This window comes from Micromonospora sp. WMMD754 (assembly GCF_049315235.1).
GTDB classification, from domain to species: Bacteria; Actinomycetota; Actinomycetes; order Mycobacteriales; family Micromonosporaceae; genus Micromonospora; species Micromonospora sediminicola.
In genome coordinates, this window is record NZ_CP186058.1 from 4,489,561 (window position 1) to 4,502,370 (window position 12,810).

Below are 12,810 nucleotides of genomic sequence, written 5' to 3' on the forward strand. Positions count from 1 at the left end.
AGGCATGTCGCGACAGCATTACCTGCCCCACATGCCAGGATGGTCACGATGCGTCTACCCACACTGCGCCGGACCCGGAACGCGGAACCGGGCTCGATCCTCGGCACCGCGCGCCTCGACCGCCGGACGAAACGGCTGGTCGGTCGCCTGCGCCCCGGTGACATCGCGGTCATCGACCACGTCGACCTGGACCGGGTGGCGGCCGACTCGCTCGTCGCGGTGGGGGTCGCCGCGGTGGTCAACGCCAAGCCGTCGGTCTCCGGCCGCTATCCCAACCTCGGCCCCGAGGTGCTCGTCGCGGCCGGCATCCCGCTGCTCGACGACCTCGGGGAGAGCGTCTTCGAGCAAATCCGCGAGGGCGACCTGGTGCGGATCGAGGGCAACACCGTCTTCGTCGGCGACGAACCGGTCGCGCACGGCGCGCTGCAGGACGCCGAGACCGTGGCCAAGTCGATGGCCGACGCCCGGGAGGGCCTGTCGGTGCAGTTGGAGGCGTTCGCCGCCAACACGATGGACTACCTCAAGCAGGAACGCGACCTGCTGCTCGACGGCGTCGGCGTGCCGGAGATCCAGACCCAGATCCAGGGCCGGCACTGCCTGATCGTGGTCCGCGGCTACGACTACAAGGCCGACCTGGACGTGCTGCGGCCCTACATCCGCGAGTTCAAGCCGGTGCTGATCGGCGTCGACGGCGGGGCCGACGCGCTGGTCGAGGCGGGCTACACCCCCGACATGATCATCGGCGACATGGACTCGGTCACCGACGACGTGCTGCGCTGCGGCGCCGAGGTGATCGTGCACGCCTACCCGGACGGGCGGGCCCCGGGGCTGCCCCGGGTCAACGGTCTGGGCGTCCCCGCGATCACGTTCCCGGCGGCGGCCACCAGCGAGGACCTGGCCATGTTGCTGGCCGACGAGAAGGGCGCCTCGCTGCTGGTGGCCGTCGGCACCCACGCCACCCTGGTGGAGTTCCTCGACAAGGGCCGCGGCGGCATGGCGTCGACGTTCCTGACCCGGCTGAAGGTGGGCGGCAAGCTGGTCGACGCCAAGGGCGTCAGCCGGCTCTACCGGCAGAGCATCTCCGGTTCGTCGCTGCTGCTGCTGGTCCTCTCGGCGGTGGCCGCGATGGCCTCCGCGGTGGCGGTCTCCACCGTCGGGAAGGCGTATTTGGGCGTGGTCTCCGAATGGTGGGACAATTTCGTGTTCCAGCTCGGCCAGCTCTTCTAGCTCCCCCGACGATCAAGAGGCTGCAAGCGTGATCAACTTCCGCTACCACGTGGTGTCCCTGACCGCGGTCTTCCTCGCGCTGGCGATCGGCCTGGTGGTCGGCACGGCCGCCCTCAACGGCCCGGTCGCCGACGCGCTCCGGGAGAACGTCAACGGCCTGCGCAAGGACAACTCACTGATGCGCCAGTCGGTCAACGACATGCAGAAGCAGTTGGAGACCGAGGAGGACTTCGCCGCCCAGATGGCCCAGGTCGTCCTGCCCGGCAAGCTCAACGACCGCCGGGTGCTGGTGCTCACCCTGCCCAGCGGCCGGGACCAGGCCGAGGGCGTCATCAAGATGCTCCGCACCGCCGGCGCCGACGTCACCGGCCGGATCGACGTGCAGGACAAGTTCATCAACCCGGACAGCAACAACAACCTGCTGGAGTTGGCGGTCACCGCCGCCCGCCCGAACAGCGCCCCGGCCTCCAACCTGCCCGGCAACGGGCACGGCGTGGAGACCTCCAGCGCGCTGCTGGCCAACGTCCTGGTGGACCGGCCGGCGGGCAGCCCGCCGGTCAGCGACGCCGACCGGAGCAGCGTGCTGCAGCAGTACGCCACCGCCGGCTACCTCACCCCGGAGGACAAGATCTCCGGCGCCGCCGAGGCCGTCGTGCTGGTCACCGGCCAGCCGTACGTGGACAAGGACTCGGCGAAGAAGGACGAGTCGGTGGTGAAGATCGCCGAGCAGTTCGACCGGGCGGGGGCGCTCGTGGTCGCCGGCATGGGCTCCACCGGCGGCAACCTGGTCGCGGTGGTCCGCGGCGACCCGGTGCTGTCGCAGACCATCTCCACCGTCGACAACGCCAACACCGTGCAGGGCCAGCTGGTCACCAGCCTCGCCCTGGCACAGCAGCTGACCGAGAAGAAGACCGGCCAGTACGGCGTGGGCGACAACGCCACCGGCCTGCTGCCTAAACTGCCCCAGTGAACGCGCCCGGACCGTCCGGTCCGTGCCGTGCCGCGTTCGGAGTCCGGATCGGAGGGGTCGCGTGAGACTGGGTCGGCTGCTGGCCGTGGGCGTGGGGGTGCTGACCGCCCGCTACGTGCTGCGCGAGGTGCGGATGTCGCCGAGCGCGCCCGCGCTGGAGCGCACCAACTACCGGGGCCGCACCGTGACCCTGGCCGCCGGTCCGGCGCTGGCCGTCGGCGCCGCCACCGCGGGCGCGCTCGGCGCCGGCAGCGCGACGGCCGGCGCGGCCGCCCTGCTCGCCGGGGTCGGCGCGGGCGCGGTCGGGCTCTACGACGACGTGGTCGGCGCCCGCCCGGAACAGAAGGCCGCCAAGGGGTTCGCCGGGCACCTCGCCGCGCTGCGCGAGGGGCAGGTCACCGCCGGGCTGGTCAAGGTCGCCGGGGTGGGCGCGGCCGGGCTCGGCGCCGCGGCGCTGCTCGCCGCCGACCGGCGGGTCGCCGCCCACCCGCGCCGGCAGCGGGCCGGCGCGCTCGGGCGCGGGCTCGACGTGCTGCTCGGCGCCGGCGTGGTGGCCGGCACCGCCAACCTGGTCAACCTGCTCGACCTGCGCCCCGGCCGGGCGCTGAAGTCCGGCATGCTGCTCGGCGCGCCGCTGTCCACCGGCCCCTACGGCGGCATCGCGGCGGGCGCCGTCGGCGCCGCCGCCGGCCTGGTCCGCGAGGACCTGGACGAGCGGGTGATGCTCGGCGACAGCGGCGCCAACGCGCTCGGCGCGGTGCTCGGGGTCAGCCTCGCCGCGCGTACCGGGCCGCTCGGGCGCGCCGCCGTGCTGGCCGTGCTCGCCGCGCTGACCGCGGCCAGCGAGAAGGTCAGCTTCACCCAGGTGATCCAGCGGACCCCGGGGCTGCGACACCTCGACGAGCTGGGCCGGCTCGCCGACTGACGTGACGAAACCGGCACCCCTCGCCGCCGCCGGCCGCGTCGCCGGCGCGGCCGCCCTCATCGCCGTCCTCACCGTGGTCAGCCGGCTCGCCGGGTTCGGCCGCACCGCCGTGTTCACCTGGTCGCTGGCCCCCACCGACCTCGGTGGCGCCTACCTGGTGGCGAACTACGTCCCGAACTTCATCTTCGAGATCGTCGCCGGCGGGGCGCTGGCCAGCCTCGTCGTACCGCTGCTGGCCGGCGCGGTCGAGGTGGGTGACCGGCGGGCGGTGGCCGCCACCACCGGCGCGCTGCTGACCTGGACGTTGAGCCTGCTGGTGCCGCTGGCGGTGCTGGTGGCGCTGTTCGCCGACCCGCTGATGGGCCTGCTCGGGCACGGCCTGGGCGAGGTGCGGCAGGCCTCCGGCGCGCGGATGCTGCGGGTCTTCGCCCCGCAGCTGCCGCTCTACGGCGTGGGGATCGTGCTCACCGGCGTGCTCCAGGCGCACCGGCGGTTCGCCTGGCCGGTCATCGCGCCACTGCTGTCCAGCGTCACGGTCATCGCGGTCTACCTCGGTTTCACCGCCGTCGAGGGCCGGCTGGCCACCATCGGCGTGGCCGGGCGCGGCGGCGAGCTGCTGCTCTCCGGCGGCACCACGCTCGGCGTGGTCGTGCTGTCGCTGTCCCTGTTGATCCCGCTGCGCCGGCTGCGGCTGCCGATCCGGCCGGGCTACCGGTTCCCGGCCGACGCCCGGGCCCGGGTCGGCGGGCTGGTGGGCGCCGGCGTGGTCACCGTCGCCGCCCAGCAGATCGCGCTGGCCGTCACGCTCAACCAGGTCACCTACGGCCGGGTCGCCGACGTCGGCGTCTACAACCTGGCCCAGACGGTCTACTTCCTGCCCTGGGCGGTGCTGGCGGTGCCGCTCGCGGTCGCCGCGTACCCGACGCTGGTGGCGGCGCGGGCGAGCGGTGACGAACGGGGCTACCGGGAGACCCTCGCGCCGGCGGTGCGCGGGATCGTGCTGTTCAGCCTGCTCGGCACCGCCGCGCTGGTCGGCACCGCCATCCCGGTCGGGCACTTCTTCTTCAGCGACCCGCTCGACGCGCGGACCGCGGCGGTCGGGATCGCCGGTTTCGCTCCCGGCCTGCTCGGCTACGGCCTGTTCGCGGTGCTCACCCGGGCCCTCTACGCCCGCGGCGAGACCCGCGCGGCAAGCGTCGCCACCGCGGTGGGCTGGCTGAGCGTGCCCGTGCTCGCGGTCCTGCTCGGCCAGGCGCTGCCGCTGGCCGACCGGGTGCTCGCGGTGACGCTGGCCACCTCCGCCGGGATGGTGCTGCTCGGCGGCCTGCTGCTCGCCGCCGTGGGCCGGTCCGCCGGCCGGGAGGCGCTGGCCGGCGTCGGCCGGTCCGGGGCCGCCGGGCTGCTGGCCGCCGCCGTCGCCGCCGGCGGCGGAGTGGCCACCGCCAGGGGACTCGCCGGGCTCGGCGACGGGACCCCGACGACACTCGCGGCCCTCGCGCAGGGCATGCTGTCCGGGGTCGTGGTCGGTGTCCTGTTCCTCGCCGTCGCCTGGCTGACCGACGCCCGCGACCTGCGGCCGCTGCTCGCGGCCCTGGCCCGCCGGGTACGCCGGCGGCGCCCGGCCGGCGGGGCCGACGGCCCGCGGACCGACCAGCACCCCGGCGAGCGGGGCGACGGAAAGGAGACCGTTTCCTCATGACGGACGCCTCGCCGGCACCGCGCTGGCCCGGGTCGGTCGCCCTGGTGCTCGCCTCCAGCACCGGCGGGGTGGGGCAGCACGTCCGCTCGGTCGCCCGGGGCCTGACCGAGGCCGGCGCCGCCGTGCTGGTCTGCGGCCCGGCCGCCACCCAGGACCAGTTCGACTTCACCGGGGCCGGCGCCCGGTTCACGCCGGTGGAGATCCCGGCCAGCCCCACCCCGGGCGACGCGCGCGCGGTCACCGCGCTGCGCCGGGCGCTCACGCAGACGCCGGTCGACGTGGTGCACGCGCACGGCCTACGCGCCGGGCTGGTCGCCGCGCTCGCCCGCCCCGCCGCTCCGCTGGTCGTGACCTGGCACAACGCGGTGCTCGCCGGTGGGCTGCGCGGCACCGTGTCCCGGCTGGTCGAGCGGGTCGTCGCCCGCTCCGTCCGGGTCGCGCTGGGCGCCTCCGCCGACCTGGTCGAGCGGGCCGCCGCGCTGGGCGCCACCGACGCCCGCCTCGCGCCGGTCGCCGCGCCCGCGCTGCCCGCGCCGCGCCGCCGTCGCGCCGCCGTGCGGGCCGAGTTCGGGGTCACCGGGGACCGCCCGCTGATCCTCTCGGTGGGCCGGTTGCATCCGCAGAAGCGGTACGACGTGCTGATCGACGCGGCCGCCCGGTGGCGGACCCGGATCCCCGCCCCGGCGGTGGTGATCGCCGGCAGCGGGCCCGCCTACCTGCCGCTGGCCGCGCGGATCTCGGCCGCCCGGGCGCCGGTGACCCTGCTCGGGCACCGCACCGACGTGGCGGACCTGCTGGCCGGCGCCGACCTCGCCGTGGTCACCAGCGACTGGGAGGCACGGCAGCTGTTCGCGCAGGAGGCGCTGCGGGCCGGCGTACCGCTGGTCGCGACCGCGGTCGGCGGCCTGCCGGAGCTGGTCGGCGACGCCGCGGCCCTGGTGCCGCCCGGTGACGTGGACGCCGTCGACGCGGCGGTGCGCGAGCTGCTCGACGACGCCCCGCGCCGGGCCGAGCTGAGCCGGCGCGGCACGGCCCGGGCCGCGACCTGGCCCACCGAGGCTGACACCGTGGCCGCCCTCGCCGCCCTCTACGCGGAGCTGACGCCCCAGCACTCGACGGGGAACCGCTGATGCTGCGCCGACTCGTCCCGGTGCTGTTGACGCTGGTGGTGGTGGCGCTGGGCGTCACCGCGCTGGCCGCCCGCCCGGACAACGGCACGCCCCGGCGCAGCGCCGACTTCGTGGTGCTGGTCGGCGCCGCCGGTCTGCGCTGGGACGACGTCGACCCGCAGAACACCCCGACGCTGTGGCGGATGGCCGAGCAGGGCGCGATCGGCTCCCTCTCGGTGCGCTCCGCGCACCGCCCCACCTGCCCGGTCGACGGGTGGCTGACCCTGGGCGCCGGCAACTTCGCCGCCTGGAACGGCCCCCGGACCGGCGGCGGCTGCCCGGCGACCGGGGTGAGCGTCGAGCAGCCCGACCGGATCGGCGCCAACCTGCCCGACCAGGAGTCCGTCGTCGCGTACAACCAGGACAAGCTCGCCTGGGGTGCGACGCCCGGGGCGCTGGCCGAGTCGGTGCGCTGCTCGGTGGCGGTCGGCCCGGGCGCCGCCGTGGCCGCCGCCCGGCCGTTCGGCCGGGTCGACCGGTACGCGCCGGCGCTGCCCGAGGACCCGGCGGAACTGCTCGGCTCCTGCGTGCTGAGCATCGTCGACGTGGGCACCGTCGACGACGACGACCCGGTCGTCCGCGCGGGTCAGGCGCGCGAGGCCGACGCCCGGCTGGCCCGGGTGCTCGCCGCCCGGCCGCCGAACTCGCTGGTGCTGGTCGCCGGCGTCTCCGACACCGACTCGCCGGCGCGGCTGCACGTCGCGGTCGCCGACGGTCCCGGCTGGGACGGCGGGTGGCTGACCTCCGCGAGCACCGCTCGGGCCGGCTACCTGCAACTGGTCGACCTGGCGCCGACCGCGCTCGCCGCGCTCGGCCGGCCGATGCCGGAACGGGCGTTCCTGGGCCGACCCGCGGTGACGGTCGACGACCGGCCCGACGACCTGCGGACCGCGATCGAGGCGCCCGCCGACGCCGACCGGGAGGCCGCCGCCCAGCGGCGGGTCGCCGGCTGGTTCTTCACCCTGCTGGCCGCCGCCCAGCTGGCTCTGGCGGTGGCGGTGCTGCCGCTGCTGCGCCGGGCCCGCCGGCTGGCCGGCCCGCACGGGCCCGCACCGGTGTCCCGGCGCGTGGTCGCCGTGGTGGAGCTGCTGCTGATCGCCGCCGCGCTGGCCGTGCCGGCGGCGTTGCTGGCCGACGCCGCGCCCTGGTGGCGTGGGCACCACGCCGGTTGGTGGTTCGCCTCGGTGACCGGCCTGCTCATCGTCGGCGGCACGGCGGCGGTCCGGTTCACCCCCGGGCACGACCGCACGCTCGGGCCGCTGGGTGCGGTCGCCGGGCTGGCCACGCTGGTGGTCGGCGTGGACGTGCTCACCGGCTCCCGGTTGCAGCTCAACGGCGTGGTCGGCTACTCCGCCCTGGAGGGCGGCCGGTACGCCGGGCTGGGCACGGTCGGGCTGGGCGTGTTCATCGCCGGGTCGCTGCTGTGCGGCGGCTGGCTGGCCCAACGTTTCCGGCGGGGCTGGCGGCCGTTCGTCATGGTCGCGGTCGGCGGCCTCGCGGTGGTGATCGTCGGCAGCCCCTATCTGGGCGCCGACTCGATCGGCGCGATCGCGCTCACCGCCGGCGTGAGCGTCGCCGCCGCGATCTGCACCGGCGGATGGCTGACCGTGAGCCGCCTGGCCTGGGCCACCATGGCCGGGCTGGCGGTCACCATCGGGTTCGCGCTGGTCGACCTGGGCCGGCCGGCGGTCGAGCGGGGCAGCCTGGGCCGGTTCCTGGCCGCGCTCGGCGACGGCACCGGCGGGCTCACCGTGCACCGGTCCAGCACCTCCAACTTCCAGACGCTGGTGAACAGCCCGTTGACCGTGCTGGCCCTGGCCGGGGCGGCGCTGGTCTGGCTGGCCCTGCTCCAGCCCTGGGGCGGGCTGATGCGGCTGTTCGGCATCTACCCCGCGATTCGGGCGGCGATGGCCGGCACCGGCGTGGCGGCCGGCCTCGGCGGGGTGCTGGGCGGCTCGGCGCTGGACGTGGCCGGGGCGGCGGGGGCGCTGGTGGTGCCGATGGCGGCGCTGGCCGCGCTCCGGGTGCTCGACCACTCCACCGACCGCACCCGGCCCGACAGCGGACGTCCCGGGGGCGAGGTCGGCGCGACCCCGCCCGGCGGCGGGCCGGCCGGCGGCGCGGCGGGTCGTGACCCAGCCCGCGACGGCGCGGGCGGTGACCCGGCCGGCGTCGGGTCGGATGGTGGTGGCCCGGCCGGCGGCGGTTCGAGGGGCGGCGCGACCCGCTCGGGCGGCGGCGCGGCGGCTCCCACCGTCGACGTCCCGTCGGGCGACCCCCGCCCTGCCGGTGACGCGGACCGGCCGGCCGGGTCGCCGGGAGGCGTCGCCCGGGGTGGCCCGTCGGCGGCGGGGGAGGACGCCGCGCCCGGCGGGCCGGCCGACCCCCGACTGCCTTCCCAGCCGACCGGGCCGCCCACCGAGGTGCCCGCGACCTGACCCGCCCGGCTCCCGTTCGTCCGGTCCGGTCCGGTCGGGTCCGGCCGCGCCAGCTCGGCGAGGTGGCGGTGTCCGGCGGGGTGTGACCCCGCCGTTCCGGCGTACCGGTGTGGATCTTGGGTGAAGCAGGTCGTCCGGGAGGGTCCGCGGCGGGCGGATGCGGCCCCACGTGCACCGACAGCGGGTGCGACGCCGGCTCACCGTCCGGAAGGTGTTACCGTGGAATCCCGTGGATCGCGTGATCACTTGGCTGATCGGCACGGCGGTTCGCACGACCGCTACGGACGACACGGGAGCAGGCCTTGGCCCCTTCAGCACGGACGACCAGGCACATTTTCGTCACCGGGGGCGTCGCCTCCTCGCTGGGTAAGGGCCTCACCGCCTCCAGCCTCGGCAACCTGCTGACCGCGCGCGGGCTGCGCGTGGTGATGCAGAAGCTCGACCCGTACCTGAACGTCGATCCCGGCACGATGAACCCGTTCCAGCACGGCGAGGTCTTCGTCACCGAGGACGGCGCCGAGACCGACCTCGACGTCGGGCACTACGAGCGGTTCCTCGACCGGGACCTCTCCGGCAAGGCGAACGTCACCACCGGGCAGATCTACTCGGCGGTGATCGCCAAGGAGCGACGCGGCGAATACCTGGGCGACACCGTCCAGGTCATCCCGCACATCACCAACGAGATCAAGGCCCGGATCCTCGGCATGGCCGACCCGGACGCCGACGGCCAGGTCCCCGACGTCGTGATCACCGAGGTCGGTGGCACGGTCGGCGACATCGAGTCGCTGCCGTTCCTGGAGTCGATCCGGCAGATCCGCCACGACCTGGGCCGGGACAACTGCTTCTACCTGCACGTGTCGCTGGTGCCCTACCTGGCGCCCTCGGGCGAGCTGAAGACCAAGCCGACCCAGCACTCGGTGGCGCAGCTGCGCAGCATCGGCATCCAGCCCGACGCGCTGGTGCTGCGCTGCGACCGGGAGATCCCGGACAAGGTCAAGGAGAAGCTGTCGCTGTACTGCGACGTCGACCGGGAGGCGGTCACCGCCGCCCCGGACGCGCCGAGCATCTACGACATCCCGAAGGTGCTGCACCGCGAGGGCCTCGACGCGTACGTGGTGCGCCGGCTCGGCCTGTCGTTCCGCGACGTGGACTGGACCAGCTGGGACGACCTGCTGGAGCGGGTGCACCAGCCCCGCCACACGATCACCGTCGCGCTGGTCGGCAAGTACGTCGACCTGCCCGACGCGTACCTGTCGGTCAGCGAGGCGATCCGGGCCGCCGGTTTCGGCCACCGCGCCCGGGTGCAGCTCAAGTGGGTGCCCAGCGACGACTGCGTCACCCCGGCCGGCGCGGCCGCCGCGCTGGCCGGCGTCGACGGCATCGTCATCCCCGGCGGGTTCGGCGTGCGCGGCATCGAGGGCAAGGTCGGCACCGCCCGGTACGCCCGGGAGAACGGCGTCCCGCTGCTCGGCCTCTGCCTCGGCCTGCAGTGCATGACCATCGAGGTGGCCCGCCACCTGGCCGGCCTGGACGGGGCGAACTCCCTGGAGTTCGACGAGGAGGCGGTGCACCCGGTCATCGCCACCATGGCCGACCAGGAGGACATCGTCGCGGGCCGGGGCGACCTGGGCGGCACCATGCGGCTCGGGGCGTACCCGGCGAAGCTGGCCGAGGGTTCGATCGTCGCCGAGGCGTACGGCAGCGTCGAGGTCAGCGAGCGGCACCGGCACCGCTACGAGGTGAACAACGCCTACCGCGACCAGCTCACCAAGGCCGGCCTGACCATCTCCGGCACCTCGCCCGACGGGCGGCTGGTCGAGTTCGTCGAGCTGGACCGCGAGCTGCACCCGTTCTTCGTGGCCACCCAGGCGCACCCGGAGCTGAAGAGCCGCCCGACCCGGCCGCACCCGCTGTTCGCCGCGTTCGTCGGCGCTGCGGTCGCGTACTCCGAGGCCGACCAGCTCCCGGTGGACCTGGACGGCACGGCGAAGAAGACCGGCCGCGGCGGCGCGGCGAAGGCGTCCGCCAAGTGAGCGGGGTGGAGCACCGGTACGAGGTGACCGCGCGCCGGGACGTCTGGTCCGGCCGGATCTTCTCGGTGGTCAGCGACGACGTGACCATGCCGGGCGGCGGCACCGCCGCGCGCGACTACGTCCGGCACGTGGGCGCGGTGGCCGTGGTGGCGCTCGACGACGCCGGCCAGGTGGTGCTGATCCGCCAGTACCGGCACCCGGTCGGCCGGCACCTGTGGGAGCTGCCGGCGGGTCTGATGGACGTCAGCGGGGAGGACCTGGCCGCCGCGGCGGCACGGGAGCTGGCCGAGGAGGCCGACCTCACCGCGGGACGCGTCGACGTGCTGGTCGACCTGCACAGCTCGCCCGGTTTCTCCGACGAGGTGGTCCGGGTCTTCCTGGCCCGCGACCTCGGCGACGTGCCGGCCGAGCAGCGACACGACCGGCACGACGAGGAGGCCGACCTGCAGGTGGTCCGCGTCGACCTCGACGAGGCGGTCCGGATGGTGCTCGCCGGCGAGATCACCAACGCGTCCTGCGTGGCCGGGCTGCTCGCCGCCGCCCGGGCCCGGGAGACCGGCTTCACCGAGCTGCGCCGCCCCGAGGCGCCGCTGCCGCGCTGATCCGGAAGCGACGACTCCCGGAGCGACGACGAAGGGGCCGCGCGGTGCGACGCACCGCGTGGCCCCTTGGCGTGTGTCGGCGCTCAGTCGCGCAGCGGGCGACCCTGCCCGTCGACGCCACCGTTGACCAGGATCAGGATGCCGTCGATGGTGCCCCAGAGGGCGCCGAAGCCGCAGGTCACGACGCTCACCACGAGCTGGAGGACGCCGGTCTTGGTGTCGCCCATGTAGAACCGCCCGGCGCCGAAGAAGCCGAGCAGGATGCCGAGGACGCCCGCGACGACCTTGCTCTTGTCCGAGACGCCCTGCGGGTACTGCTGGTAAGGAGTGGTCATGAGCGGACACCATAGTGATCCACTCGCGTCCTGTCCGCATCGGCACCCGCCGGTGGGAAGATATTTACCGAAGTCTGTCCTGTCGGCTGAGGTCGTCTCCACCGGGCAGCCCGGTCCACGCCTGACAGATCGTCAGCACCACCGGGCACCGGATGTCACTGTGTTGGCGTCCCCGGGCCTCCCACGCGCCTAGACTGCCGCCGGCGGGACCGGTGGACCGCGTCGGCAACGGAGCCGTCGCGGCGCCGTTCAGTCGGGGGTGAGCCGCCCCGGAGGAAGGTGTCTGCATCGTGAAGGTCGGAATCCCCCGCGAGGTCAAGAACCACGAGTACCGGGTGGCGATCACGCCCGCCGGCGTCAACGAGTTCACCCGCCACGGCCACGAGGTCTTCGTCGAGGCCGGCGCCGGGGTCGGCTCCAGCATCACCGACGACGAGTTCGCCGCCGCCGGCGCGAAGATCCTGGCCACCGCCGACGAGGTCTGGGAGACCGCCGAGCTGGTGCTCAAGGTCAAGGAGCCGATCGCCGAGGAGTACCACCGGATGCGCGAGGGGCAGGTGCTCTTCACCTACCTGCACCTGGCCGCCTCCCGCGAGTGCACCGACGCGCTCGTCGACCGCAAGGTCACCGGCATCGCGTACGAGACGGTGGAGCTGCCCGACCGGTCGCTGCCGCTGCTCGCCCCGATGTCCGAGGTGGCCGGCCGGCTCGCCCCGCAGGTGGGCGCCTTCTACATGATGCGCACCGGCGGCGGGCGGGGCGTGCTGCCCGGCGGCGTCTCCGGCGTGTACGCGGCCAAGACCGTGGTCATCGGCGCCGGCGTGTCCGGCCTGAACGCCGCCGCCATCGCGCTCGGCCTGCAGTCCGAGGTGCTGCTGCTGGACAAGAACGTGGCCCGGCTCCGCTCGGCCGACGCCATCTACCGTGGCCACCTGCAGACCGTCGCCTCCAACGCGTACGAGATCGAGCGGGCCGTGCTCGACGCGGACCTGGTCATCGGCGCGGTGCTGGTGCCCGGCGCGAAGGCCCCGAAGCTGATCTCCAACGAGCTGGTCTCCCGGATGAAGCCGGGCAGCGTGCTCGTCGACATCGCCATCGACCAGGGCGGCTGCTTCGAGGACTCGCGGCCGACCACGCACGCCGACCCGGTCTACAAGGTGCACGACTCGATCTTCTACTGCGTGGCGAACATGCCCGGCGCGGTGCCGAACACCAGCACCTACGCCCTGACCAACGTCACCCTGCCGTACGCCCTCGAACTGGCCAACCAGGGCTGGCAGCAGGCGCTGCGCAGCGACCCGGCGCTGGCGCTGGGCCTGAACACCCACGCCGGCAAGGTCGTCTACGGCCCGGTGGCGGAGGCGCACGGCATGGACGTGCTGCCGCTGGCCGAGGTGCTCAGCTGACCGACC

The 12,810-nt window shown here is 74.9% G+C and carries 10 protein-coding genes; 9 read left to right on the top strand and 1 reads right to left on the bottom strand.

Annotated features, from left to right (window positions below):
• The first annotated feature begins 48 nt into the window (after nt 1–48).
• The 8 genes from steA to ACN27B_RS21700 all read left to right on the top strand — a co-directional run bounded on the left by steA (nt 49) and on the right by ACN27B_RS21700 (nt 11,063).
• Nucleotides 49–1,227 (top strand): putative cytokinetic ring protein SteA, encoded by a 1,179-nt coding sequence (gene steA, locus ACN27B_RS21665; RefSeq protein ID WP_099164652.1) that lies wholly within the window; start codon nt 49–51, stop codon nt 1,225–1,227.
• A gap of 28 nt (nt 1,228–1,255) precedes the next feature.
• Complete coding sequence (locus ACN27B_RS21670) at nt 1,256–2,197, top strand: copper transporter (RefSeq protein ID WP_099161484.1); 942 nt, start codon at nt 1,256–1,258, stop codon at nt 2,195–2,197.
• 61 nt (nt 2,198–2,258) lie between these two features.
• Entirely contained in the window at nt 2,259–3,122 is an 864-nt protein-coding gene (locus tag ACN27B_RS21675) for a hypothetical protein (RefSeq protein ID WP_422741367.1), read from the top strand.
• A gap of 1 nt (nt 3,123) precedes the next feature.
• The gene (gene murJ / locus ACN27B_RS21680) at nt 3,124–4,821 is read left to right on the top strand and encodes a murein biosynthesis integral membrane protein MurJ (protein ID WP_422741368.1); all 1,698 of its coding nucleotides are present in this window, start codon (nt 3,124–3,126) and stop codon (nt 4,819–4,821) included.
• Nucleotides 4,818–5,951: a glycosyltransferase family 4 protein gene (locus ACN27B_RS21685; protein ID WP_422741369.1), complete on the top strand. Its 1,134-nt coding sequence runs from the start codon at nt 4,818–4,820 to the stop codon at nt 5,949–5,951. The genes murJ and ACN27B_RS21685 overlap by 4 nt, the downstream gene beginning before the upstream one ends.
• Nucleotides 5,951–8,428, top strand: coding sequence for a hypothetical protein (locus ACN27B_RS21690; RefSeq protein ID WP_422741370.1), 2,478 nt, complete (start codon nt 5,951–5,953; stop codon nt 8,426–8,428). Before ACN27B_RS21685 ends, ACN27B_RS21690 begins: the two co-directional genes overlap by 1 nt.
• A 302-nt stretch (nt 8,429–8,730) precedes the next feature.
• Nucleotides 8,731–10,461 carry a CTP synthase gene (locus ACN27B_RS21695; RefSeq protein ID WP_422741371.1) on the top strand — a complete coding sequence of 577 codons (1,731 nt, stop codon included), beginning with the start codon at nt 8,731–8,733 and terminating at the stop codon, nt 10,459–10,461.
• Entirely contained in the window at nt 10,458–11,063 is a 606-nt protein-coding gene (locus tag ACN27B_RS21700) for an NUDIX domain-containing protein (RefSeq protein WP_098745293.1), read from the top strand. Before ACN27B_RS21695 ends, ACN27B_RS21700 begins: the two co-directional genes overlap by 4 nt.
• 83 nt (nt 11,064–11,146) lie before the next feature.
• Here the strand turns inward: ACN27B_RS21700 and ACN27B_RS21705 are convergent, their stop codons facing one another.
• Nucleotides 11,147–11,500, bottom strand: coding sequence for a TM2 domain-containing protein (locus ACN27B_RS21705; RefSeq protein ID WP_091577847.1), 354 nt, complete (start codon nt 11,498–11,500; stop codon nt 11,147–11,149).
• Nucleotides 11,501–11,688: 188 nt separating this feature from the next.
• Here ACN27B_RS21705 and ald point away from each other — a divergent pair, with 188 nt between their 5' ends.
• On the top strand, nt 11,689–12,804 hold the full coding sequence (ald, locus tag ACN27B_RS21710; protein ID WP_091577845.1) for an alanine dehydrogenase: 1,116 nt from the start codon (nt 11,689–11,691) through the stop codon (nt 12,802–12,804).
• The last annotated feature ends 6 nt before the right edge of the window (nt 12,805–12,810 follow it).

Bases quoted from the DNA above. Each gene is read 5' to 3' on its own strand.
- steA (WP_099164652.1), top strand. From the start codon at position 49: ATGCGTCTACCCACACTGCGCCGGACCCGGAACGCGGAACCGGGCTCG.
- ACN27B_RS21685 (WP_422741369.1), top strand. From the start codon at position 4,818: ATGACGGACGCCTCGCCGGCACCGCGCTGGCCCGGGTCGGTCGCCCTG.
- ACN27B_RS21690 (WP_422741370.1), top strand. From the start codon at position 5,951: ATGCTGCGCCGACTCGTCCCGGTGCTGTTGACGCTGGTGGTGGTGGCG.